Source organism: Rhodanobacter sp. OR87 (genome assembly GCF_000473345.1).
Lineage (GTDB): Bacteria > Pseudomonadota > Gammaproteobacteria > Xanthomonadales > Rhodanobacteraceae > Rhodanobacter > Rhodanobacter denitrificans.
In genome coordinates, this window is the sequence record NZ_AXBJ01000016.1 from 1 (window position 1) to 24098 (window position 24098).

Annotated in this window: 18 protein-coding genes; 11 read left to right on the forward strand and 7 right to left on the reverse strand. The window is 69.9% G+C overall.

Annotation, left to right across the window (positions count from 1 at the left end):
- The coding region (locus RHOOR87_RS19925; RefSeq protein WP_155950953.1) for a DUF4372 domain-containing protein at window positions 1-157 on the reverse strand (157 nt) is incomplete at its 3' end.
- Between the two features lie 275 nt (window positions 158-432).
- On the opposite strand from RHOOR87_RS19925, the gene pyrC reads away from it, so the two are divergent.
- On the forward strand, window positions 433-1485 hold the full coding sequence (gene pyrC, locus RHOOR87_RS0112810) for a dihydroorotase (protein ID WP_027485231.1): 1053 nt from the start codon (window positions 433-435) through the stop codon (window positions 1483-1485).
- A gap of 26 nt (window positions 1486-1511) precedes the next feature.
- On the opposite strand, the gene RHOOR87_RS0112815 is transcribed toward pyrC, so the two are convergent.
- The 4 genes from RHOOR87_RS0112815 to trxA form a co-directional block, all read right to left on the reverse strand.
- Window positions 1512-1892: a tautomerase family protein gene (locus RHOOR87_RS0112815; protein WP_027485232.1), complete on the reverse strand. Its 381-nt coding sequence runs from the start codon at window positions 1890-1892 to the stop codon at window positions 1512-1514.
- 83 nt (window positions 1893-1975) lie between these two features.
- Window positions 1976-3343 (reverse strand): glutamate--cysteine ligase, encoded by a 1368-nt coding sequence (locus RHOOR87_RS0112820; protein WP_015448887.1) that lies wholly within the window; start codon window positions 3341-3343, stop codon window positions 1976-1978.
- A gap of 218 nt (window positions 3344-3561) precedes the next feature.
- On the reverse strand, window positions 3562-5361 hold the full coding sequence (gene rho, locus RHOOR87_RS0112825) for a transcription termination factor Rho (RefSeq protein ID WP_015448886.1): 1800 nt from the start codon (window positions 5359-5361) through the stop codon (window positions 3562-3564).
- Between the two features lie 187 nt (window positions 5362-5548).
- Window positions 5549-5875, reverse strand: a complete 327-nt coding sequence (gene trxA / locus RHOOR87_RS0112830; RefSeq protein ID WP_007515050.1) for a thioredoxin TrxA — start codon at window positions 5873-5875, stop codon at window positions 5549-5551.
- A 382-nt stretch (window positions 5876-6257) separates the two neighbouring features.
- Between trxA and RHOOR87_RS0112835 the strand changes: the two genes are divergently transcribed.
- The 6 genes from RHOOR87_RS0112835 (at window position 6258) to rpoH (ending at window position 12497) form a co-directional block, all read left to right on the forward strand.
- Window positions 6258-8006, forward strand: a complete 1749-nt coding sequence (locus RHOOR87_RS0112835) for a DEAD/DEAH box helicase (protein ID WP_027485233.1) — start codon at window positions 6258-6260, stop codon at window positions 8004-8006.
- Window positions 8007-8117: 111 nt separating this feature from the next.
- Window positions 8118-8795 (forward strand): cell division ATP-binding protein FtsE, encoded by a 678-nt coding sequence (ftsE, locus tag RHOOR87_RS0112840; protein ID WP_015448884.1) that lies wholly within the window; start codon window positions 8118-8120, stop codon window positions 8793-8795.
- Window positions 8792-9772 (forward strand): permease-like cell division protein FtsX, encoded by a 981-nt coding sequence (gene ftsX / locus RHOOR87_RS0112845; RefSeq protein WP_015448883.1) that lies wholly within the window; start codon window positions 8792-8794, stop codon window positions 9770-9772. Before ftsE ends, ftsX begins: the two co-directional genes overlap by 4 nt.
- 140 nt (window positions 9773-9912) lie before the next feature.
- On the forward strand, window positions 9913-10755 hold the full coding sequence (locus RHOOR87_RS0112850; RefSeq protein WP_027485234.1) for a response regulator: 843 nt from the start codon (window positions 9913-9915) through the stop codon (window positions 10753-10755).
- Complete coding sequence (ung, locus tag RHOOR87_RS0112855) at window positions 10752-11474, forward strand: uracil-DNA glycosylase (RefSeq protein WP_027485235.1); 723 nt, start codon at window positions 10752-10754, stop codon at window positions 11472-11474. The genes RHOOR87_RS0112850 and ung overlap by 4 nt, the downstream gene beginning before the upstream one ends.
- A 156-nt stretch (window positions 11475-11630) precedes the next feature.
- Entirely contained in the window at window positions 11631-12497 is an 867-nt protein-coding gene (rpoH, locus tag RHOOR87_RS0112860; RefSeq protein WP_007508743.1) for an RNA polymerase sigma factor RpoH, read from the forward strand.
- Window positions 12498-12576: 79 nt separating this feature from the next.
- Here rpoH and RHOOR87_RS0112865 read toward each other — a convergent pair whose 3' ends face one another.
- A complete protein-coding gene (locus tag RHOOR87_RS0112865) occupies window positions 12577-13980 on the reverse strand; it encodes a S41 family peptidase (RefSeq protein WP_027485236.1) in 1404 nt (467 codons plus the stop codon).
- 131 nt (window positions 13981-14111) lie between these two features.
- Window positions 14112-15332 (reverse strand): peptidoglycan DD-metalloendopeptidase family protein, encoded by a 1221-nt coding sequence (locus RHOOR87_RS0112870; protein WP_027485237.1) that lies wholly within the window; start codon window positions 15330-15332, stop codon window positions 14112-14114.
- A 301-nt stretch (window positions 15333-15633) separates the two neighbouring features.
- Here RHOOR87_RS0112870 and gltB point away from each other — a divergent pair, with 301 nt between their 5' ends.
- From gltB to ligB, 4 genes are all read left to right on the forward strand, one after another.
- Window positions 15634-20088, forward strand: coding sequence for a glutamate synthase large subunit (gene gltB / locus RHOOR87_RS0112875; RefSeq protein ID WP_027485238.1), 4455 nt, complete (start codon window positions 15634-15636; stop codon window positions 20086-20088).
- Window positions 20085-21524, forward strand: a complete 1440-nt coding sequence (locus tag RHOOR87_RS0112880; protein ID WP_027485239.1) for an FAD-dependent oxidoreductase — start codon at window positions 20085-20087, stop codon at window positions 21522-21524. The genes gltB and RHOOR87_RS0112880 overlap by 4 nt, the downstream gene beginning before the upstream one ends.
- A 9-nt stretch (window positions 21525-21533) precedes the next feature.
- Complete coding sequence (locus tag RHOOR87_RS0112885; protein ID WP_007508732.1) at window positions 21534-22313, forward strand: NRDE family protein; 780 nt, start codon at window positions 21534-21536, stop codon at window positions 22311-22313.
- Between the two features lie 97 nt (window positions 22314-22410).
- Window positions 22411-24096, forward strand: coding sequence for an NAD-dependent DNA ligase LigB (gene ligB, locus RHOOR87_RS0112890; protein WP_027485240.1), 1686 nt, complete (start codon window positions 22411-22413; stop codon window positions 24094-24096).
- The last annotated feature ends 2 nt before the right edge of the window (window positions 24097-24098 follow it).

A 24098-nucleotide genomic window follows, 5' to 3' on the forward strand; every position in this document is an offset into this window, starting at 1 on the left:
GTCCGCTGAGCTGAGCGAAGGCCATGCACAAAAACTGGTCGAGGCAGCCAAAGCGTTTCACGTAGCGATCGCCGTCGTACTTCGCGACGAGGCGTCGGAACGTATGCATAGGCAGATGCCGCATGAGCTGCGTGAACACAAACTGGCCTTCGTGCATGGCGACGCCCTCCCCGTGAGGTCGTCCAGGTTGAGGCCTGCATGGTTGAAATCGCTAACACCCCGGAGCTGTCATTTTTTATCGCATGATCAATCGTTTACTGAGATCGCCGAGCAATTTCCCCGGACAGTACTGGCTTGCCCAAAAGAGAAGTACCTCGCCCTCCGCAGGAGGGTGAAAGCTCTGCTTTTTATGGCGACGAAGTACAGCGGGGGCTCCAATCGCGTCCGCGCGATACCATTGCCATCTCCGACCGCAACTCGAGCCCGGAATCCATGACACCCACGCGCCTGGAAATTACCCGCCCTGACGACTGGCACCTGCACCTGCGCGACGGCGATGCGCTGGCCTCGGTGATCGGCCATACCGCAAAGCGCTTCGCGCGCGCGATCGTGATGCCGAACCTGAAGCCGCCGGTGACCACGGTGGCGCAGGCCGAGGATTACCGCGGGCGGATCCTGGCGAGTCTGCCGGCGGGCTCGCGCTTCCAGCCGCTGATGACGCTGTACCTCACCGAGGACACGCCGGTCGACGAGATCGCTCGCGCGAAGGATAGCGGCAGCGTGTTCGCGGTGAAGTACTACCCCGCCGGGGCCACCACCAATTCACAGTCCGGCGTGCGCGAGTTGTCGCGGGTGTACGCCGTGATCGAGGCGATGGAGAAACACGAACTGCCCTTGCTGATGCATGGCGAGGTCACCGATCCGGCCATCGACATCTTCGACCGCGAGCGCGTGTTCATCGAGCGCCACCTACTGCCGCTGCGCGAGCGGTTCCCGGCGTTGCGCATGGTGCTGGAGCACATCACCACGCGCGATGCGGTCGAGTTCGTCGCCAGCGCGCTGGCCAACGTGGCGGCCACCATCACCGCGCATCACCTGCTGCTCAACCGCAACGCGCTGTTCGAGGGCGGTATCCGCCCGCACAACTATTGCGCGCCGATCCTCAAGCGCGAGACGCACCGCGCCGCCTTGCTGCAGGCAGCCACTAGCGGCGACGCGCACTTCTTCCTCGGCACCGACAGCGCGCCGCACCCGCGCGAGGCGAAGGAAACGGCCTGCGGCTGCGCGGGGCTGTATACCGCGCACGCGGCGCTGGAGCTGTATGCCGAGGCGTTCGAGCAAGTCGGCCGGCTGGATCGGCTGGAGGCGTTCGCCAGCTTCCACGGCGCCGACTTCTACCGGCTGCCGCGCAACACCGATCGCATTGCGCTGGAGCGCGCGCCGTGGATCGTGCCGGAGGAATATCCGCTGGCCGCCTCGACCTGCAGGCCGATGCGGGCGGGCGAAGCGGTCGCCTGGTCGGTCGTGGAGGCGGCGCCGCGCTGAATGCGTCGTTCCGCCGGGAGCGAACCTCACGCGTACTGCGCGATCCCGTGGCCGAACGACCAGTTCTCCTTGGCTACCTCGACCAGGTTGATGAAGACGTCTTCCGGGCGCAGGCCCGGGTCGGCGGATAATTTCTCCGCGATGCTGCGATACAGCGCCCGCTTCTGCTCCACGGTGCGGCCGCTGTTGCAGGTGATCTGCACGATCACCAGGTCGTTGCTGCGGGCGATGCCGAGGTAGTTCGGGTCGTAGTCGAACTCGCCGGCGTCGTGCTGGCTGACCAGGATGAAGCGGTCGTCTTCAGGCACGTTGAAGGTTTCGCGCATGGCCTGGTAGACGCCGTCGCGCAGGGCGGCGAGCTGGGCGGGCGATTTGCCGCGGCGAAGGGCGATGCGGACGAGGGGCATGGGTTTCTCCCGAAGGATGAAGCTGCCGCGCTTTTTCGCAGAGTCTGCCGGCGGCTCCTGCGAGTGCGCGGCGGTGCATACGCTCAGTAGGCGAACTCGCGGAACACCGGATCGACGCTGCCGTGCCACGGGCCGTGGAACAGCTCCAGCTTGCGTTCGGCCGGGGTCTGGTTGGCCTGCACGATCTCGACCAGCGGTTCGAGGAAGACGCTCTCGTCGGCGCCGTGGCGGTTGAGGCGGGCGCGGCGTTTCAGGCCATGGCCGGCGATCTTCAGCGCTTCCTCGGCGAGATCGCGCACGCTGCCGCCGCGGAACGGCAGCTTCAGCGCGTGCTTCGGCACGCCGTCGCGCAGCGCGTGGCGTTCCTCGCGGCTGAAGTCCTTGACCAGGTCCCATGCCGCGTCCAGTGCCTGCTGGTCGTAGAGCAGGCCGACCCAGAACGCGGGCAGCGCGCACAGCCGGTTCCACGGGCCGCCATCGGCGCCGCGCATCTCCAGGTACTGTTTCAGGCGCACCTCGGGGAAGGCGGTGGTGAGGTGGTCGGCGAAGTCCTTCATGGTCGCGTGCACGCCCGGCAGCGTGGGCAGCTCGCCGGCGAGGAAGCGCTTGAAGTCCTGTCCGGCCAGGTCGATGTAGCGGCCGTCCTGATAGCTGAAGTACATCGGCACGTCGAGGATGTAGTCGACGTAGCGCTCGTAGCCGAAGCCGTCGGCGAACACGAAGTCGAGCATGCCGGTGCGGTCCCGGTCGGTGTCGGTCCAGATCTGCGAGCGGTAGGACAAATAGCCGTTCGGACGTCCCTCGGTGAACGGCGAGTCGGCGAACAACGCGGTGGCGATCGGCTGCAGCGCGAGGCTGGTGCGGAACTTCTTCACCATGTCCGCTTCGGAGGAGAAATCCAGATTCACCTGCACGGTGCAGGTGCGCGTCATCATGTCCAGGCCGAGCGAGCCGACCTTGGGCATGTACTCGCGCATGATCTTGTAGCGGCCTTTCGGCATCCATGGCATCTCGTCGCGGCGCCACTTCGGCTGGAAGCCCATGCCGAGGAAGCCCAGCCCCATGCCGTCGGCGACCGAGCGCACTTCCTCCAGGTGCGAGTTCACCTCGCAGCAGGTCTGGTGGATGGTTTCCAGCGGCGCGCCGGACAGTTCCAGCTGGCCGGCTGGCTCCAGCGTGATGTTGGCCTTGTCGCGGGATAGCGCCACCGGGGTCTCGCCCTCGCGGGCAATGTCCCAGCCGTAGCGCGTGGCGATGCCTTCGAGCAGGGCGCGGATGCCGCGCTCACCCTCGAATGGCGGCGGCATCAGGTCGTCGGTGCGGAAGCCGAACTTCTCGTGCTCGGTGCCGATGCGCCAGGCCTCGCGCGGCTTCTCGCCGGCGGCGAGGTAATCGGCAAGTTGCTGGCGGCCCTGGATCGGGGTGCTCTTGACGGCACTGGGTATGGACACGGGCGAAGCCTCGCTGGGGGAGCCGACACTATGGGGGCGGCGCAAGGCGACGAAAAGGGGTGTCGTGGGATGCGGGGTCGGAGCTGCATTGGAGCAGCATCGCCCGGGTGCCGCCTTGAGCTGGATCAGACGGGCACAGGAGGGAAAACGGCGGCCTGTGGCCGCCGTTCCAGTACCGGGCGGAATCGCCGCATCCCGCGATTCCCGATTCCCGCCTGTCAGCGCTTCATCGAATTGAAGAACTCGTCGTTGGACTTGGTGTTCTTCATCTTGTCGAGCATGAACTCCATCGCGGCCAGCTCGTCCATCGGGTGCAGCAGTTTGCGCAGGATCCAGATCTTGGCCAGCATGTCCGGGTCGATCAAGAGGTCCTCGCGGCGGGTGCCGGAGCGGTTGATGTCGATCGCCGGATACACGCGCTTCTCGGAGATGCGGCGGCTCAGGTGCACTTCCATGTTGCCGGTGCCCTTGAACTCCTCGTAGATCACCTCGTCCATCTTGCTGCCGGTTTCGGTCAGCGCGGTGGCGATGATGGTCAGCGAACCGCCTTCTTCCACGTTGCGGGCGGCGCCGAAGAAGCGCTTCGGGCGCTGCAGCGCGTTCGCGTCGACACCACCGGTGAGCACCTTGCCGGAGCTCGGGATCACGGTGTTGTAAGCACGCGCCAGGCGGGTGATCGAGTCGAGCAGGATGATCACGTCCTTCTTGTGCTCGACCAGGCGCTTGGCGCGCTCGATCACCATCTCGGCGACCTGCACGTGGCGCACGGCCGGTTCGTCGAAGGTCGATGAAATGACTTCGGCGCGCACGGTGCGGGCGATCTCAGTGACTTCCTCCGGGCGCTCGTCGATCAACAGCATGATCAGGTGCGCTTCGGGATGGTTGTACTGGATGGCCTGCGCGATGTTCTGCAGCATCATCGTCTTGCCGGACTTCGGCTGCGAGACGATCAGGCCGCGCTGGCCCTTGCCGATCGGCGCGATCAAATCGAGGATGCGGCCGGTGATGTCCTCGCTCGACCCGTTGCCGCGCTCCAGCTTGTACGCCTTGCGCGGGAACAGCGGGGTGAGGTTCTCGAACAGCATCTTGTTCTTCGACGCCTCCGGCGGATCGCCGTTGATGTCGTCGACGCGCAGCATGGCGAAGTAGCGCTCGCCTTCCTTCGGGTGGCGCACGCGGCCGGTGATGTAGTCGCCGGTGCGCAGGTTGAAGCGGCGGATCTGGCTGGGGCTGACGTAGATGTCGTCGGGGCCGGCCAGGTAGGACTCGTCGGCCGAGCGCAGGAAGCCGAAGCCGTCCTGCAGGATTTCCAGCACGCCCTCGGCCCAGATGCCGCCGCCGGAGCGGGCATGCGCCTTGAGCACGTTGAAGATCACGTCCTGCTTGCGCGCGCGGGCGACACCTTCGTACACGCCCAGCGACTCGGCGAATTCCAGCAGCTGCGGCGCCTTCATGCGCTTCAACTCGGTGAGGTTGATCACCCGATCGTTGCTGCCCGGGTCGGCGTTGTCGTCGTCCACCGGCAGGCCGTTCGGGTTCGGCCGCGGATGCTGCGGGCGCCCCTGCTGCTGGTTCGGGTTGCCGCCGCGTTCGTTGCGCCGGCGGCGGCCGCGACCCTCGCGACCTTCGCGGCCGCCGTTGTTCTGGCTGCCGTTCGGGTTCTGGCCCTGGTTCGGATTCTGCGGCTGGCCGGGGTTCTGGCCGGCCGGCGAGTCCTGGTTCTGGTTCTGCCCGGTCTGAGCGGTGAAGTCGCGCGGCTCCGGCGCAGGGCGCGTGGTGGCCGGTTCCGCCGGCATGGCCGGCAGGCTGGCCTGCACCGGCACGGCTGCCGGCGTCGCCGGGGCGGGCGTCGGTGCGACCGGCCTGTCGGCCACGGCGGCCTTCTCGGCGTTCGCCGCCGCGGTCGCGGCGGCCGTGCGGCGCGGCGCGCGGGGGCGCGGCTCGGGCTTGTTTTCGGCCACGGCGCGGGCGTCGGCGCCCGGGGCGTCGTTCGGGGTTCTGTTTTCGGTATCGGACACGGGCAATCCTCGCGGGGCGCCGTTGAATTGCAGGAGGGAGGGTGTGCGTCGCGCGGCAGGCGCAAGGGGACAGGACTGTCCCGACGGACGCGATGAATCTAGCACCCGCCGCGTGCCGGCGTAAAGCCTCGCCAACCTGCCGGACGGGGCCGGGCAGGCGGCGGGCAGCGGGTGTGCAACGAAGGGGTCAGATGGCCTTGTCGATCATCTGGGTCAGCTGGCCCTTGCTGACGGCACCGATCTGGGTCGCCTCGACCTTGCCGTTCTTGAACACCATCAGGGTCGGGATGCCGCGCACGCCATAGGCGCGCGGGGTCTGCTGGTTCTGGTCGATGTTCACCTTCACCACGCGCAGCTTGCCCTGATACTGCTGTGCCAGCTCGTCCAGCATCGGCGCGATGGCCTTGCACGGGCCGCACCATTCCGCCCAGAAATCCAGCAGCACCGGGGTTTCGGATTTGAGCACCTGCTCGTCGAAGGCGTCGTCGTTCACATGGGTAATCAGGTCGCTCACCGGGGATCTCCGTGGCTGGGGGGCCAGAACTGGCAGGTGGAAAACAATGGGGTGGCCGGGGCCGAAAAACAAGGAGTGACGACGGGCGGGCCCGTCATCGGCTACACTCAGGCGCCCACGAAGCGCGGGTTGGGCAGGAAGAGGGCGGCGAGTTCTCATTCCAGCGCAACTCCGGGCACGATTCAAGGGCGGCCGTTCAAGCCGCCCGTCGGACCGCCGTCAAATCCGGCGTCGCACGCCGCGGCGCGACCTTGCCGACCCCGGGATTGAACGCTTCGCTGCGCCACGCGCACCCCGTCCTGCACCGTTTCGCGCCGAACCCCGGCCGCTGAAACGGGTGCAGCGCATCACGCCGCCGTCAGGCAAGGTCAACCATCCGCATATGTCACAAACCGTACTCACCGACACCTTCTTCGCCAACTTCGATCTTCATCCGCTGCTGCAGCAGGGTCTGGACGACAGCGGTTTCACCCGCTGCACGCCGATCCAGGAAATGACTCTGCCGCTAGCGCTGGCCGGGCGCGACGTTGCCGGCCAGGCGCAGACCGGCACCGGCAAGACCTGCGCCTTCCTGGTCGCGCTGATGAACCACCTGCTGACCACCCCGGCGGTGGCCGAGCGCAAGGACAGCGACCCGCGCGCGCTGGTGATCGCGCCCACCCGCGAGCTGGCCATCCAGATCGAGAAGGACGCCAAGGCGATCGGCCGCCACACCGGCCTGCGCAGCGCGCTGATCTACGGCGGCGTCGACTACGACAAGCAGCGCCAGCAGCTGAAGGACGGCTGCGACATCATCATCGCCACCCCGGGCCGACTGCTCGACTACCACAAGCAGGGCGTGTTCAGCCTCAACAGCGTCGAGGTGATGGTGATCGACGAGGCCGACCGCATGTTCGACCTCGGCTTCATCAAGGACGTGCGCTTCATTTTCCGCAAGCTGCCGCCGCGCGAGCAGCGCCAAGTGCTGCTGTTCTCCGCCACCTTGAGCCACCGCGTGCTGGAGCTGGCCTACGAGCACATGCACGAGGCCGAGAAGCTGGTGGTGGAGAGCGACCACGTCACTGCCGACAAGGTGCGCCAGGTCGTCTACTTCCCGGCCAAGGAAGAGAAGATGCCGCTGCTGCTGAACCTGATCGACCGGCACAAGCCGTCGCGCAGCATCATCTTCGTCAACACCAAGGCTGCCGCCGAGCGCGTCACCGAGCGGGTCAAGCGCCATGGCTGCCGGGTCGGCGCGATCTCCGGCGACGTGCCGCAGCTGAAGCGGCAGAAGCTGCTGCAGCGCTTCCAGGACGGCCAGCTCGACATCCTGGTGGCCACCGACGTGGCCGCGCGCGGCCTGCACATCCCGGCGGTCAGCCACGTCTTCAACTACGACCTGCCGCACGAAGCCGAGGACTACGTGCATCGCATCGGCCGCACCGCGCGGCTCGGCGCCGAGGGCGACGCGATCAGCTTCGCCTGCGACCTGTACGCGATGAGCCTGCCGGACATCGAGACCTACATCGGCCAGAGCATCCCGGTCGGCGCGATGGAGCCGGAGCTGCTGGTGATGCCGAAGCCGCACGCGATCGACCCCGAGTTCGCCGCCAACGCCGCCGCCGACAGCGCCGCGTTTGGCGACGTGGTGGCGCCGCGGCCGGGCGAGAAGCCGCGCCGCAGCGGCGCCCCGGGTCGCAGCGGCGAGCGCAGCGGAAGCAGCCGCGGCGCCGCGCGTCCGCCGCGCGAGCGCAAGCCGGAGCTGGCCGACGGCCGTGTCACCGCCGCCGAACAGCCGGCCGTCGAGGGCGTGCACAAGACCGAGGCGGCACCGCGGGCAGATGCCGGTCCGGCCGCCGAAGGGACGCGCAAGCCGCGGCGCCGTCGCGGCGGCCGCAATCGTCGCCGTGAAGGCGCGCCGACCGATGGCGTCGAGACGACCGGCCACCAGCCCGCGGTCGCCGAAGGCAATCGCGCACCGCGCGGCGAGCGTCGCCCGCCCCGCGAGCGCAACGCGGCCGAGTCCGCGGGCAGCGGCCACAGCCGGCCGTCGCGGCAGGTCGCGGTGACTTCGGGCAAGCCCAGCGAGCACGCCCATCCGAAGAAGCCGAGCCTGTTCCGTCGCCTGACCCGGCTGTTCACCGGCCGCTGAGTGCCGCGACCGCCGCGGGTTGGCCCGCGGCGGTCAGGGAAGTCCGCATCTTGCGGCCGGCTTCCCTTATCCTTGCGCGGATACGACGAAACGCAGGCTCGGGGACGCGCGGTGATCCATTTCGACCAAGTCAGCAAGCGCTACGAAGGCGGCCATGAGGCGCTCTCGCAGCTTTCGTTCGAGGTGCCGACCGGCGAGATGGCCTTCGTCACCGGCCATTCCGGCGCCGGCAAGAGCACCCTGCTCAAGCTGCTGGGGCTGATCGAGCGGCCCTCGCACGGCACCATCAGCGTGGACGGCAAGAGTCTGGCGAAGATCCGCCACAGCGGCATCCCGAAGTGGCGTCGGCATCTCGGCATGGTGTTCCAGGACCATCGCCTGCTGCTGGATCGCAGCGTGTTCGCCAACGTCGAGCTGCCGCTGGTGATCGGCGGCATCGCCCGCGCCGAGCGTGCCCGGCGCGTACGCGCGGCGTTGGAGAAAGTCGGCCTGCTCGCCTACGAGCGGCAGTTGCCGGCCACCCTGTCCACCGGCGAGCAGCAGCGCGTCGGCATCGCCCGCGCGATCGTGGCGCGCCCCGCGCTGCTGATCGCCGACGAGCCCACCGGCAACCTCGACCCGCAGCTGGCGGTGGAGATCATGGGCCTGTTCGGCGAGTTCCAGCAGGTCGGCACCACCGTGCTGATCGCCAGCCACGACCTGCCGCTGATCAAGCGCATGAAGAAGCGCGTGATCGTGCTGGATCACGGCCGCCTGGTGGCCGACCTGGCCGCGCAGGAGGTGCTGTGAACACGTCGACCGAGACCCTGCACGTGCCGGCGGATGCGCCGCCGCGCAACGTCCACAGCCGCGGCAACCGCTTCGCCAGCTGGCAGGAACACCACCGCTGGAGCGCGGGGTCGAGCCTGCGCCGGCTCGCCGCGCGTCCGTTCGGCAGCCTGCTCACCATCGCGGTGATGGGCCTGGCGCTGGCCTTGCCGCTGGCGTTCTACCTGCTGCTGGGCAACGTGCAGCAGCTCGGCAACGCGCTGGGCCAGAGCCAGGCGATCAGCGTGTTCCTGCAGCCGGGCCAGACCGCGCCACAGGCGCAACTGCTTGCCAGACAACTGGGCGACCGCCCCGAAGTGGCCGCGGTGACGGTGAAGACGCCGCAGCAGGGCATGGACGAGCTGGCGCAGATGCAGGGCTTCTCCGGTGCGCTGCAGACGCTGGACGCCAACCCGTTGCCGTACGTGCTGCAGCTGCAGCCGCGCGCCGGCGTGGATGCGCACGCGCTGGAGCAGCTGGTGGCCGACGTGCGCACGTTGCGCAGCGTCGAACTGGTGCAGGACAGCGGCAGCTGGCGGCAGCGGCTGGATGCCTTGCTCGGCGTGGGCAACCGCGTGGTGCTGGTGCTGGCTTCGCTGCTGGCGCTGGCGGCGCTGCTGGTGGTCGGCAACACGATCCGGGTGGACATCGCCAGCCGCAGCGAGGAGATCGGCGTGCTGCTGCTGGTCGGCGCCAGTGGCGCGTTCGTGCGCCGGCCCTACCTGTACGCGGGGATCTGGTATGGCTTGTTCAGCGGCGTCCTGGCCGCGTTGCTGGCGGTGGCGATCGAGCTGGCGCTGGCCGCGCCGGTGGCGCAGCTGAGCCAGGCCTATGACGGCAAGCTCCACATCGGAGGCCTGCCGTTGTGGCTGCTGCTGGCGGTGCCGCTGGTCGCCGCGGCGCTGGGCTGGCTCGGCGCGCGGTTGGTCAGCGCGTGGCAATTGCGCCGGGCGGCATGACGGCCTTGCGCCGGGGTGACGTGAATCGCAGCCGTCGGTGCCCGCTCCGGTGCACTATCCCCATTTGCGACGGGTGCAGGGGACGCACCCGCAGGTCCATCGGCGAAGGACGGCCACGAGTCGGGTGGGTAAGTTAAGCCATGAGTACGAATATCAGCGGCCGTCTGCTGACCGATGCACCGCGGGTGCTGGTGGTCGACGGCTCGCGCGTGGTGCGCCAGTTGATCAGCCGTGTGCTGCAGGCCGAGCTGCCCGGGGTCGAGGTGGTCGGCTGCGGCAGCGGTACGGAGGCGCAGCAGGTGCTCGGCGAGGGCGTGTTCGACTTCATCACCGTCGCGCTGCGCCTGCCGGACATGGACGGGCTGGAGCTGGCGCGCTTCGTGCGCGAGTCGGCGCCGCAGGCGTACGTGCCGATCGTGGTGGTGTCCGGCGACGTCGAGGGGCGCCTGCACAGCCGCTCGCTGGGCGAGCACGTCACCGACTACTTCGACAAGGCGCTCGGCTTCCAGGCGCTGGCCGAGTTCATCCGCGGCTACGTGCGGCCGGACGCCACCGCCGAGGGCGTGGTGCTGTACGTCGAGGACAGCCGCGTGGTGGCGCTGGCGACGCGCCGCATGCTGGAGAAGATCGGTCTCACCGTGCGCCACGTGGTCAGCGTGGAAGATGCGCTGGCCCTGCTGGAAACCTCGAGGGCGCAAGGCGAGGTGGGCGCCGACGTGGTGCTCACCGACGTCAGCCTGAAGGGCGAGCTCACTGGCGGCGACCTGCTCAAGCACGTCCGCGGCGAGTTCGGCTACGGCAAGGGCCGGCTGCCGGTGCTGGTGATGACCGGCGACGAGAACCCGGCCAACCAGGCCGCGCTGATCAAGGCCGGCGCCAACGACCTGGTCGAGAAGCCGGTCGAGGAAAAACTGCTGGTGACCAAGCTGCTGTTCCAGCTGCGCGTGGCCAGGCACCTGCGCGAACACGCCGCCGAGGCATGAGCGACGCGGCGCAGATCCGGCTGGAACCGTCGTGGAAGGCGCGCATCGGCGACTACCTCTTGCGCCCGGAGATGCAGGCGCTGGCGGCGTTCCTGCGCGCGGAGAAGCAGGCCGGCAAGCGCATCTACCCGCCCGGGCCGGAGATCTTCGCCGCGTTCGCGCATACTCCGTTCGACGCGGTGCGGGTGGTGATCCTGGGCCAGGATCCGTATCACGGCCCCGGCCAGGCGCATGGCCTGTGCTTCTCGGTGCGCCCCGGCGTGCGGGTGCCGCCGTCGCTGGAAAACATCTTCAAGGAAATCCAGCGCGACCTCGGCATTGCGCGCCCCGACCACGGCTGCCTCACGCCGTGGGCCGACCGCGGCGTGCTCTTGCTCAACAGCGTGCTGACGGTGGAGGAAGGCCGCGCCGGCTCGCACCAGGGCAAGGGCTGGGAAGGTTTCACCGACGCGGCGATCGACGCACTGGGCCGCGAGCGCGAAGGCCTCGTGTTCCTGCTGTGGGGCAGCTACGCCCAGCGCAAGGGGCAACTGATCGACACTCGCAAGCACTGTGTGCTGAAGAGCGTGCACCCCTCGCCACTGTCGGCGCACCGCGGCTTCCTCGGCTGCGGACATTTTTCCGCGGCGAACCGCTATCTGGAAGCGCACGGCCAGGCGCCGATCGACTGGTCGCTGCCGCCTCGCGCCGCGCTGGGGGACGGTTTCACGCCCGCTTGAAGGCCGTGTCGGTAGTCTTTGCCGGCGGGGTGGGGCGCTGGACAAGGGTGACAAATATCTGTACCATTCAGTTTACAAAAGCGCGGAACCAACTCGCGCTTTAGCACTCCAACCATCCGAGTGCTAAACTTTGACGTCGTTCAGGAGGTTCCACCCATGTCCCAAGCCTTGGCGATCACCCCCAGCAACCTGCCCAGCGTCGTCGGCAGCCTGGACGCCTATATCTCGGCCGTGCATCGCATCCCGGTGCTGAGCCAGGACGAGGAGCAGGAACTGTCGCGCCGCTACAACGAAAAGGAAGACCTGTCGGCGGCAAAGAAGCTGGTGATGTCGCACCTGCGCTTCGTGGTGCACGTGGCGCGCGGTTACAGCGGCTACGGCCTGCAGCTGGCCGACCTGATCCAGGAAGGCAACATCGGCCTGATGAAGGCGGTCAAGCGCTTCGACCCCGACCAGGGCGTGCGCCTGGTCAGCTTCGCGGTGCACTGGATCCGTGCCGAGATGCACGAGTTCATCCTGAAGAACTGGCGCATCGTCAAGGTCGCCACCACCAAGGCGCAGCGCAAGCTGTTCTTCAACCTGCGCAAGAGCAAGAAGCGCCTGGGCTGGATGAACGCGGCCGAGGTGAGTACCGTGGCGAAGGATCTGGGCGTGCCCGAGGCGACCGTGCGCGAGATGGAATCGCGCCTGTCCGGCCGCGACATCGGTTTCGAGGCCCCGGCCGATGCCGACGACGACGCCAAGCCGGCCCCGGCGGCGTTCCTGGTGGACGATGGCGCCGACCCGTACGAGAACGCGGCCGACGAGGACTACGCCGACAACCAGATGGAGACGCTGAGCGATGCGCTCGGCCATCTGGATCCGCGCTCGCGCGACATCATCCAGCGCCGCTGGCTGGATGATGCCAGCAAGGCCACGCTGCAGGACCTGGCCGACGAGTACGGTGTGTCCGCCGAGCGGATTCGCCAGATCGAGGCGAACGCGATGAAGAAGATGCGCGGTCTGTTCGCCGCGGTGGCCTGAACAGCGCATCACGGCTCGACCGAAAACGGCCCCGCACGGGGCCGTTTTCGTGTCTGTCTGCACGGGGTGAGGCGTCGGTTCAGCGCCGCACGGCGGCAGGCTGGCGCAGCGCCATGCCCTTGAGCACGTTCAGCGCCTGCGACAGCGCGTAGTCGCTGGTGGCCAGCTTGGCGTCGTCGGCGCTGCCGTCGTTGTTGATGTCGGCGCCGGCCTTGGCGTTCTCGTTGGCCAGGTGGTTCGGCAGGTCGGCCTCCGAGCTGATCAGCACCGGCCCGCGGTCGGATTCGTTCACGGTGAGGTCGGCCAGCGCGATGTCGGGCTTGATCCCTTCGGCCTGGATCGAGGTGCCGTTCGGCGTGTAGTAGCGCGCGGTGGTGATCTTCACCGCGTGGTCGGCGTCCAGCGGCAGCACGGTCTGCACCACGCCCTTGCCGAACGTGCGCTGGCCCATGGTCAGCGCTCGGTGGTTGTCCTTCAACGCGCCGGAGACGATCTCGGCGGCCGAGGCGGTGCCGTTGTTGGTCAGCACGATCATCGGCGCGCCGCCGAGCTGGTCGCCGGGGTGGGCCTTGAAGCTCATGTTCGCGTCCTGCAGCCGGCCACGGGTGGTGACGATGGTGCCGGCATCGAGGAAGTCGTCGCTGACGCCCACCGCCGCGGTGAGCAGGCCGCCCGGATTGTTGCGCAGGTCGAGCACGGCGCCCTTCGGCGCCCCGTGCTCGGCGATCAGCTGGCCCAGCTTCTTCTCCAGGTCGCCGGCAGTGTCCTCCTGGAACTGGCTGATCCGCACGTAGGCGTAGCCCGGCTCCAGCTCGCGCACCTTGACGCTGCTGACCGAGATGTTCTCGCGCACCAGGTGCAGGTCGATCAGCTTGTCGCTGTTCGGGTGCACGATGGTCAGGTCGATCTTGCTGCCCGGCTTGCCGCGCAGCTGCTTGAACATCTCGTCCACGTTCTGCGCGTCGACCACGCTGCCGTTGATCTTGACGATGCTGTCGCCCGGCTTGATGCCGGCGCGCGCCGCCGGGGTGTCGTCGATCGGCGAGACGATGCGCAGGCCGCCGTCGACCTGCAGCACCTCGATGCCGAGGCCGCTGTACTCGCCGGTGGTGTCCTCGCTGAGCTGGGTCAGGCCGTCCTTGTCCAGGTATTCGCTGTGCGGATCCAGGCCGCTGAGCATGCCGGTGATGGCGGCCTTCATCAGGGTCTTGTCGTCAACCTTCTCCACATAGGCCTGGCGCACCACCTCGTAGACGCGGCTGAAGTTGCGGATGTCGTCAAGATCCACCTGGTTGGCGGAACGGGCGCCGGCAGGCGCGTCGGCGCTGCTGGTGGTGGCCGGCAGGTCGACCGGCGGCGCCGCCATGCTGGCGGCAGCCGCCGGCGCGCTCTGCGCGCGGGCATCCGGCGCGGCGAGCAGGAACGGAACGGCCAGCAGCAGGACCGCCATGCCGATCGGCGGGCTAGAAGGGGAAAGACGCATGCGTGTGACTCCGTGCAGCAGCCAACGCCGCGCCGGAGCGCGACGGAAAAAGTGGTCAGGCATGAGACAACCAGATGCCGGGGTAATTCAGCGTTAACTCGTTGCTAGCCTGCGATGCGGCGGCGGTCGCGTCAACGGCGCTGGCTCAGCCAGCTGCGCGGGTCGACCGGCTTGCCGGCCTTGCGCAGCTCGAAATAGACCCCGGTATTGACGCCGGTGGGCGGACTGGCGGTGCCGATCGCCTGGCCGGCCTCGACCTGGTCGCCCACCTCGCGCAGCAGGCTCTCGTTGTTGCCGTACATGCTCATCCAGCCGTTGCCGTGGTTGAGGATCAGCAGCATGCCGTAACCGCGCAGGAAGCCGGCGTAGATCACCCGCCCGCGTGCCACGGCATGGATCTCGCTGCCGCCGCCGGCCTTGATCAGCACACCGTTGCCGTAGCTGTTGACCACGCCGCTGGCCGGCCACGGCAGGTTGCCGCGGATGTTGGCGCCGGCGCCGCCGACCGCGAGCGGCGGCGGCCGGTGGCCGGGATGTTTCCTGACCGTCGCGGCGCGTTCGGCGGCGGCGCGCGCGGCGGCTTCGTCGATCGCCTTCTGCAGCTTGTCGAGCAGGTTGTTGAGCGATTGCGCGTTCTGCTTCAGCGCGGCCAGCCGCTGCGCCTGGTCTTTGTAGCGGGCGTCGGTCTCGGCGGCCAGCTGCTGTTGCGCGACGCGTTGCCGGGCCAGCGCGGCGGCCTGCTGCTCACGCTGGGCGCGGGTCGCCTGCAGCGCCTGCTGCTCGGCGGTGATCGCGTCCTCCAGCTCCTGCAGCTTGGCCAGGTCGGCCATCAGCCGCTGCACGCGTTGCACGCGGTCCTGCTGGAAGTATTTCGAGTACACCAATGCACGGGCGATGCGCGCCACGTCCTCGTCGCCCAGCAACAGGCGCAGGTCCGAGCCGTGGCCGAGCGCGTAGGTGGCGCGCAGCAGGTCGGCGATAGCGGCGCGCTGGCTGTCCAGCGTCTGCTTCAGCGCGCCGCGCTGCTGTTGCAGCTGGTCCAGCTGCTGCTGCTTGGCCGCCAGCTCGGCATCGGTCTGGCGCACCGCGCGCGCCGCGCCGGCCAGTGCGTTGGCCTGCCTGGCCAGTTCCGCGTTGACGCTGTCGCGGCGGGCCGCCGTGTCGACCTGCTCCCTGGCCAGCGCCTCCATTTTGTGGCGCAGCTCGGCCAGTTTCTGCTTCGCCTCGGCTTGTTCGCTGCGGCTCGTGCCGTCCTGGCGCGCCTGCAGCGGAGTGACGGCCAGACAGCCCAGCAGTGCGGCAAAGATCAGGCAGCGGACGGGGTGGGCAGCGAAGCGGATGGGTTTGGGCATGCAGCCGATTATCCCCGAGCGGAGCGGATGGAGCGAGACGGGCGTGTCGGGCGGTGCCGCACGCCGGGCGCGGGTTCGCCGCGGATCCGCCGCCGGCCACGGCGAGGGTTGCGGCGGGGGCGCGCCGTTCGACGCGCCGATCCCGCCACGGTTGCATCCGGTGACGACAGTGGATGGAAGTCTAGCCGTCCAAACAAATGTTTTGACGCGCCGCAACAATTGTGCTCTAGTCGGAACCGCTCCTGCGCAAAACGACGGTGCCATCGGCATCGCGGCAGCCTGCGCAGCCCGGAGGGGTGAGATGGCGGCAAGCGGCACGGCGACGTTGTACGACCCGGCTTTCGAGCACGACAGCTGCGGCTTCGGCTTGGTGGCGCAGATCGACGGGCGCGCCGGCGCCGCGCTGGTCGACACCGCGTTCGCGGCGCTGGCGAAACTCTCCCACCGCGGCGGCGTCAACGCCGACGGCATCAGCGGTGACGGTTGCGGCGTGCTGATCCATCGCCCGGCGGACTGGCTGCGCGCGCTGGCCGCGGCGGACGGTATCGTGCCGGGCGAGCGTTTCGCGGCCGGGCTGGTGTTCCTCGACCCGACTGGCGGCGAGGCGGCCGCGATCGCGTTCGAGCGGCAGCTGGCCGAGGCCGGGCTGGCGCTGGCCGGCTGGCGCGAGGTGACCATCCATGCCGAAGCCTGCGGCCCGCTGGCGTACGCCACCTGCCCGCGCGTGCGCCAGGTGTTCGTGAATGCCGCGCCCGGGATGGACGACGATGCGTTCGAGCGCGCGCTGTTCCGCGCGCGCCGCCGCGCCGAGGCGGCACTGGCGGATGACCCGCAGTTCTACGTGGTGAGCCTGTCGGTGCACGCGATCGGCTACAAGGCGATGGCGGCGCCCGGCCGGCTGCGCGACGTGTTCGCCGACCTGCACCATCCGGCGCTGGCCAGCGATGCGGTGGTGTTCCACCAGCGCTTCTCCACCAACACCACGCCGCAATGGCGGCTGGCGCAGCCGTTCCGCCTGCTCGCGCACAACGGCGAGATCAACACCATCCGCGGCAACCGGCGCTGGATGCAGGCGCGCGAGGCGGTGCTGCGTTCGCCGCGGGTCGACCTCACCGACCTCGGCCCGCTGGTGCGCCAGGACGGCTCGGATTCGGAAAGCCTGGACAACGCGCTGGAGGTGCTGCTGGCCGGCGGCCTCGACATGCTCACCGCGATGCGCGTGCTGGTGCCGCCGGCGTACGCGGCGCGCGAGGATCTGGACGAGGACCTCAGCGGCTTCTACGAGTACTACGCGCTGCACAGCGAACCGTGGGACGGCCCGGCCGGGCTGGTCATGTGCGACGGCCACTACGCCGCCTGCACGCTGGACCGCAACGGCCTGCGCCCGGCGCGCTGGGCACTGTCCGACGACAACCTGCTGATCGTCGCCTCCGAGGCCGGCCTGTGGGACGTGCCGGCCGCGCGCGTGGTGGCCAAGGGCCGGCTCGGCCCGGGCCAGATGCTGGCGGTGGATTTCGCCGGCAGGCGCCTGCTGCACGACGCCGACATCGATGCGATCAACAAGAGCCGCGCGCCGTTTCGCGACTGGTTGCGCGCCGGTGTCAGCTATCTCGAATCGGACCTGATCGATCCCAGCCTCGCCGCCGAGCCGCTGCCGGCGCCAGTGCTGCGCCGCTACCAGAAGCTGTACGGCCTCAGCCGCGAGGAGCGCGAGAGCGTGCTGAAAGTGCTCGCCGAGACCGAGGCCGAAGCCACCGGCGCGATGGGCGACGACACGCCGATGGCGGCGCTGTCGCGCCAGGTGCGGCCGCTGTTCGACCGCTTCCGCGAAGGTTTCGCCCAGGTCACCAACCCGCCGATCGATCCGCTGCGCGAGCGGCTGGTGATGTCGCTGGTCACCCAGTTCGGCCGCGAAGGCAATTTGTTCGAGCTGTCGGCGGACAACGCGAAGCAGATCCTGCTGAACTCGCCGATCTGCTCGCAGCGCAAGCTGCGCCAGCTGCTGGCGCTGCCGCAGTTCGTCGACGCCACCGTGCAGATCGACCTGTGCTACCGGCCCGAGGAAGGGCTGGAAGCGGCGCTGCGCCGCTTCTGCCGCGAAGCGGAGCAGGGCGTACGCGGCGGCGCCGGGATGGTCTTCATCACCGACCGCTATCCGAACCGGGACACGCTGCCGGCGCACGCGCTGCTCGCCGTCGGCGCGATCCACGCGCATCTGGTCGAAAGCGGCCTGCGCTGCCAGTGCAACCTGCTGGTGGAAACCGCCACCGCGCGCGACGCGCACCAGTTCGCCTGCCTGATCGGCTTCGGCGCCACCGCGATCTACCCGTGGCTGGCCTACCAGAGCCTGTTCGAGCTGGGCCGCGACGGCCACATCAAGCGCGGCGACGGCACGGCGCGCGAGATCGGCCGCAGCTACCGCCGCGGCATCCGCAAGGGGCTGCTGAAGATCCTCTCCAAGATGGGCATCTCCACCATCGCCGGCTACCGCGGCGCGCAGCTGTTCGAGATCGTCGGCCTGGCGCCCGAAGTGGTGGCGCTGTGCTTCGCCGGCACGCCGTCGCGCATCGGCGGCGCCGGCTTCGCCGAACTCGAGCACGACGCGCGCCTGCTCGCCGCCGAGGCCTGGAACGAGGCGCAGCCGCTGCGCGCCGGCGGCATCTACAAGTACGTGCACGGCGGCGAGTACCACATGTACAACCCCGACGTGATCGACACGCTGCAGGTCGCCGTGCGCAGCGGCGCGATGGCCGACTACCGGCGCTACGCGCAACAGGTGGACACGCGCCCGCCGTCTGCCTTGCGCGACCTGCTGCTGCCGCAGGCGGCGGGCCAGCCGGTGCCGCTCGACGAAGTCGAGCCGGTCGAGGCGATCCTCAAGCGTTTCGACTCCGCCGGCATGTCGCTCGGCGCGCTGTCGCCGGAGGCGCACGAGGCGCTGGCGATCGCGATGAATCGTCTTGGCGCGCGCAGCAATTCCGGCGAAGGCGGCGAGGATCCGGCACGCTACGGCACCGAGAAGAGTTCGAAGATCAAGCAGGTGTCCTCCGGTCGCTTCGGCGTCACCGCCGAGTACCTGGTCAACGCCGAGGTGCTGCAGATCAAGATCGCGCAGGGCGCCAAGCCCGGCGAGGGCGGCCAGCTGCCCGGGCACAAGGTCAACGAGCTGATCGCGCGGCTGCGCTACGCCAAGCCCGGCATCGGCCTGATCTCGCCGCCGCCGCACCACGACATCTATTCGATCGAGGACCTGGCGCAGCTGATCCACGACCTGAAGGAAGTGAACCCGACCGCACTGATCTCGGTGAAGCTGGTCTCGCACGCCGGCGTCGGCACGGTCGCCGCCGGCGTGGTCAAGGCCGGCGCGGACCTGATCACCATCTCCGGTCACGACGGCGGCACCGGCGCCAGCCCGCTCACCTCGATCAAGTACGCCGGCACGCCGTGGGAACTGGGCGTGGCCGAGGCGCAGCAGACGCTGCGCCGCAACGGCCTGCGTGGGCGCGTGCGGCTGCAGACCGACGGCGGCCTGAAGACCGGGCTGGACGTGATCAAGGCCGCGCTGCTCGGCGCCGAGAGCTTCGGCTTCGGCACCGGCCCGATGGCCGCGCTGGGCTGCAGGTACCTGCGCATCTGCCACCTCAACAACTGCGCCACCGGCATCGCCACGCAGAACGAGACGCTGCGTCAGGAGCACTTCACCGGCCTGCCCGAGATGGTGATGAATTACTTCCGCCTGCTCGCCGAGGACGTGCGCGAGCACCTGGCGCAGCTCGGCGTGCGCAGCCTCGGCGAGCTGGTCGGCCGCAGCGACCTGCTGCGCCAGGCCGAGGGCAGCACGCCGGTGCAGCGGCAGCTCGACCTGTCGCGGCTGATCGACGCCGACGGTCTCGGCACCGCGGTCGACAGCGGCTGCACGATGGCGCGCAACCCGATGCGCGACGAAGCGGCGCTGGCCACGCGCATCGCCCACGATGCCGCGCCGCTGGTGGAACTGGGCGCAGGCGGCACCTTCCGCTACGCCATCGCCAACACCGACCGTGCGATCGGCGCGCGGCTGTCCGGCGCGGTGGCGCGGCGCTGGGGCGACCACGGCATGCCCGAACCGATCACCCTGCAACTGGAAGGCAGTGCCGGGCAGAGCCTCGGCGCGTGGAATGCCGGCGGCGTGCAGATCGAGCTCACCGGCGAGGCGAACGACGGCGTCGGCAAGGGCATGGCCGGCGGGCGCATCCTGGTGCGGCCGCCGGCCGAGTCGCCGTTCGCCAGCCAGGACGCGGCGATCCTCGGCAACACCTGCCTGTACGGCGCCACCGGCGGCGAGCTGTTCGCCGCCGGCCGCGCCGGCGAGCGCTTCGGTGTGCGCAACTCCGGCGCGCTGGCGGTGATCGAGGGCGCCGGCGACCACTGCTGCGAGTACATGACCGGCGGCGTGGTCGCCGTGCTCGGCGCCTGCGGCCTCAACTTCGGCGCCGGCATGACCGGCGGCTTTGCCTACGTGCTCGACATCGAGCGCAACTTCGTCGATTGCTACAACCACGAGCTGGTCGACATCGTGCGCATCACGCCCGAAGGCATGGAACACCACATGCAGCACCTGCGCAGCCTGATCGCGCGCCACGCCGAGCTCACCGGCAGCGCGTGGGCGCGGCATTTGCTCGGGGATTTCCGCGGCCTGCTGCAGCGCTTCTGGCTGGTCAAGCCGAAGGCGGCCAGCCTCGCCGCGCTGGCCGACGAATTGCGGAGGGCGGCATGAGCGACAAACTGTTCCAGTTCCTCAATCTCCCCCGCCAGCCACCCAAGGCGGTGCCGGTGGCGATCCGCGTGCTCGGCTACGGCGAGATCAGCGGCGACTTCGCACCGGCTGCGGCGGTGGGCCAGGCCGAGCGCTGCCTCGACTGCGGCAACCCGTACTGCGAGCACGCCTGCCCGGTGCACAACTACATCCCGGACTGGCTGAAGCTGGTGCAGGACGGGCGCCTGTTCGAGGCCGCCACGCTGATGCACGAGACCAACCCGCTGCCGGAAATCTGCGGCCGCGTATGCCCGCACGATCGCCTGTGCGAAGGCGCCTGCACGCTGGAGCAGGGCGGCTTCGGCGCGGTGACCATCGGCAGCATCGAGCGCTCGATCACCGACGAGGCGTTCCGCCAGGGCTGGCGGCCGGACCTGTCCGGCGTGGTGGAAAGCGGCCGCCGCGTGGCGGTGGTCGGCGCCGGCCCGGCCGGGCTGTCGTGCGCGGACCGGTTGCGCCGCGCCGGCATCGCGGTGGACGTGTTCGACCGCCAGCGCGAGATCGGCGGTCTGCTCACCTTCGGCATCCCGCCGTTCAAGCTGGACAAGACGGTGATCCACACCCGCCGCGCGGTGCTCGAAGGCATGGGCGTGCGTTTCCACCTCAACGTGGAGATCGGCCGCGACCTCGCGTTCGAGCGGCTGCTGGCCGACTACGATGCGGTGTTCCTCGGCACCGGCGCCTACACCTTCGTCGACGGCGAGCTGCCCGGGCGCGAGCTCGATGGCGTGCACGACGCGCTGCCGTTCCTGATCGCCAACGCGAACCGCCTGCTCGACGACCAGCCGGTGCCGCCGGCGCTCGACCTCAACGGCAAGCACGTGGTGGTACTCGGCGGCGGCGACACCGGCATGGACTGCAATCGCACCTCGGTGCGCCTGGGTGCCGCCTCGGTCACCTGCGTGTACCGACGCGGCGAGGCCAGCATGCCCGGCTCGCGCCGCGAGATCGCCTACAGCCGCGAGGAGGGCGTGGGTTTCCTGTTCCATCACCAGCCGCTGGCCCTGCTCGGCGAGCAAGGCCGGGTGCGCGGCGTGCGCCTGGTGCGTACCGAGGTGGGACGCGATGCGGACGGCCGCGCGCGGCTGCAGCACGTCGAGGGCAGCGAGACCGAGCTGCGTGCCGACGTGGTGATCCAGGCGTTCGGCTTCCGTCCCAGTCCGCCCGCGTGGTGCGCCACACATGGCATCGCTCTGGACGCCGGCGGCCGCATCCTGGCCGGCGACGCGGGTGCGCTGCCGTTCCAGACCGGCCACCCGAAGATCTTCGCCGGCGGCGACAACATGCGCGGCGCCGACCTGGTGGTGCGCGCGGTGCACGACGGGCGCGAGGCAGCCGGCTCGATCGCACGAATGCTCGCCGAGCTTCCGCTGGAAGCGGTGGCCTGCGTGGCGTAAGTTTCGCGCATGTGCCTGATCGCGTTCGCCTGGGAGTCGCATCCGCGCTGGCGCCTGCTGCTGGCGGGCAACCGTGACGAGTTCCACGCGCGGCCCAGCGCGGCACTGGCGCGCTGGGACGACGCGCCGATCGTCGGCGGCCGCGATCTCGAGGCCGGCGGCACCTGGCTGGGCGTTGCCGACGGCGGGCGCTGCTGCGTGGTGACCAACGTGCGCGACCCGCGTGATCCGCAACTCGGCGCCTCGCGCGGCCTGCTGGCCAGCGACTACCTGCGCGGCGAGGCCGATGCGGCGGCGCATGCGGAGCAGCTGTTGCGCGCGGCTGCCGACTACCGGCCGTTCAACCTGCTCACCTTCGACGCGCGCGCGGCGTTCTATCTCGGCAACCGCCCCAACCCGCGCGCGCAGGCAGTGACGCCGGGCGTGCACGGCCTGTCCAACGCCGACTTCAACACACCGTGGCCGAAGACCCGTACGCTGATGCAGCGGCTGCAGCAATGGATCGACGCCGGCGACGACACGGATTTCGCGCCGTTGTTCGAGGCGCTTGCCGATGAACGGCAGGCGCCGGATACGCAATTGCCCGACACCGGGGTGGGGCTGGAACGCGAGCGTCTGCTGTCGTCGGCGTTCATCCGCGGCGAACAGTACGGCACCCGCGCCAGCACCGTGGTGGCGATCGACCGCGACGGTTGCGGCGTGATCGCGGAGCGCCGCTTCGGGCCGAACGGCCGCTACCACGGCCAGACGCTGCTGCGCTTCGGCGAGCGGTCGACCGCCATCGGCTGACGCCTCGCGCCTACGTGCCGCCGCGCCCGTCGCCGCCTGACCGTCGCGCGGCCTCGCCGCTAGCCTCGCCGACGCCATCCACGGAACGGAGCGTCGCATGCGCACGACTTGTCTGTTGCTGATCCTGCTCGCCTCGATGGCCGGTGCAGCGCACGCGGCGGGTTGCCCGGACTGGCCGCCGGCGCGGGCGCGGCAGGAACTCGCCGCGCTGCATGCGCGGTTGGACGGCTGGAACCATGCGTACCGCGTCGAGGGCCAGTCGCCAGTGAGCGATGCGGTCTACGACCAGGCCAGCCAGCGCCTTGCCGCGTGGCGGCGCTGCTTTCCCGCGCAGGCACCGGCGCCGCTGGCGCCGCTGGCCGACGCCGGCGGCCGGGTCCGTGCACCGGTGGCGCAGACCGGCCTGGCCAAGTTGCCGGATGCCGCCGCGATCGGCGCCTGGATGCACGCGCACGGCGACCGCGACCTGTGGGTGCAGCCGAAGGCCGATGGCGTGGCGGTTACCTTGCTGTATGTGGACGGCCGCTTGCGCCAGGCGACCAGTCGCGGCGATGGCTTGCACGGCTCGGACTGGACGGCGCTGGCCCAACTGATCGACGCGATACCGAAGCGGCTGCCGCAGGCGCCGGCACGCTTGGTGTTGCAGGGCGAGCTGTACTGGCGCCTGCCCGGCCACGTGCAGGCCGACGACGGCGGCGCCAACGCGCGCGCGGCGGTGGCCGGTGCGCTGGCGCGCGAGGCGCTGGATGCCGACAGCGCCGCGCAGATCGGCCTGTTCGTGTGGGACTGGCCCAGCGGCCCGGCAGACATGCCGGCGCGGCTGGCCGGGCTGGCGGCGATGGGGCTGGCCGACAGCGTGGCGTACACGCAGCCGGTGGCCACGCTGGACGAGGTGAAGCGCTGGCGCGAGCGGTGGTATCGCCATCCCATGCCGTTCGCCGCCGACGGCACGGTGCTGCGCCAGGGCCATCGGCCGCCGGCCGCGAGCTGGCCGGCGGCACCGCCGGACTGGGCGGTGGCGTGGAAGTACCCGGCCGCGTCGGCGCTGGCCGAGGTGCGCGCGGTGGATTTCACGGTGGGGCGCAGCGGCCGCATCACGCCGGTGCTGGAACTGGCGCCGGTGCAGCTGGACGACCATCGCGTGCAGCGGGTCAGCGTGGGTTCGCTCAAGCGCTGGCAACAGCTCGACATCCGCCCCGGCGACCAGGTCGAGGTGGTGCTCGCCGGGCTGACCATCCCGCGCCTGCAATCGGTGGTATGGCGCGCGCAGCAGCGCGTTGCGGTGACGCCGCCCGACCCGCAGGCGCACGGCCCGTTGAGTTGCTGGCAGGCCACGCCCGGCTGCGAGCAGCAGTTCCGCGCGCGGCTGGTGTGGCTGGGTGGCCGGCAGGGCCTGCAGCTGGAGGGGCTGGGCGCGGAGACGTGGCAGGCCTTGATCGACGCCGGGCTGGTGCATGGCCTGCTGGACTGGATGGAGCTCACGCCGGCACAGCTGGCGGGCGTGCCCGGCCTGGGCACCAGCCGTGCGACGGCGCTGGCGCGCAGCTTTGCCGCGGCGCGCGATCGCCCGTTCGCGCGCTGGTTGCAGGCGCTGGGCGCGCCCTCCGGCGTGGCGGCCGGACTGCCCGACTGGGCCGCCCTGAGCTCGCGCGCGGCCGGCGACTGGCAGGCAATGGAAGGCATCGGCGCCGGCCGCGCGAACCAGCTGGTGGCGTTCTTCGACTGCCCCGCGGTTCGCGCGCAAGCCGCCCGCCTGCACGCGGCCGGCGTGCAGGGTTTCTGAGG

Excerpts from the sequence above, each read along its gene's own strand:
- pyrC (WP_027485231.1), top strand. The coding sequence starts at position 433 with ATGACACCCACGCGCCTGGAAATTACCCGCCCTGACGACTGGCACCTG.
- RHOOR87_RS0112815 (WP_027485232.1), bottom strand. The coding sequence starts at position 1,892 with ATGCCCCTCGTCCGCATCGCCCTTCGCCGCGGCAAATCGCCCGCCCAG.
- RHOOR87_RS0112835 (WP_027485233.1), top strand. The coding sequence starts at position 6,258 with ATGTCACAAACCGTACTCACCGACACCTTCTTCGCCAACTTCGATCTT.
- RHOOR87_RS0112850 (WP_027485234.1), top strand. The coding sequence starts at position 9,913 with ATGAGTACGAATATCAGCGGCCGTCTGCTGACCGATGCACCGCGGGTG.
- ung (WP_027485235.1), top strand. The coding sequence starts at position 10,752 with ATGAGCGACGCGGCGCAGATCCGGCTGGAACCGTCGTGGAAGGCGCGC.
- rpoH (WP_007508743.1), top strand. The coding sequence starts at position 11,631 with ATGTCCCAAGCCTTGGCGATCACCCCCAGCAACCTGCCCAGCGTCGTC.
- RHOOR87_RS0112865 (WP_027485236.1), bottom strand. The coding sequence starts at position 13,980 with ATGCGTCTTTCCCCTTCTAGCCCGCCGATCGGCATGGCGGTCCTGCTG.
- RHOOR87_RS0112870 (WP_027485237.1), bottom strand. The coding sequence starts at position 15,332 with ATGCCCAAACCCATCCGCTTCGCTGCCCACCCCGTCCGCTGCCTGATC.
- gltB (WP_027485238.1), top strand. The coding sequence starts at position 15,634 with ATGGCGGCAAGCGGCACGGCGACGTTGTACGACCCGGCTTTCGAGCAC.
- RHOOR87_RS0112880 (WP_027485239.1), top strand. The coding sequence starts at position 20,085 with ATGAGCGACAAACTGTTCCAGTTCCTCAATCTCCCCCGCCAGCCACCC.
- RHOOR87_RS0112885 (WP_007508732.1), top strand. The coding sequence starts at position 21,534 with ATGTGCCTGATCGCGTTCGCCTGGGAGTCGCATCCGCGCTGGCGCCTG.
- ligB (WP_027485240.1), top strand. The coding sequence starts at position 22,411 with ATGCGCACGACTTGTCTGTTGCTGATCCTGCTCGCCTCGATGGCCGGT.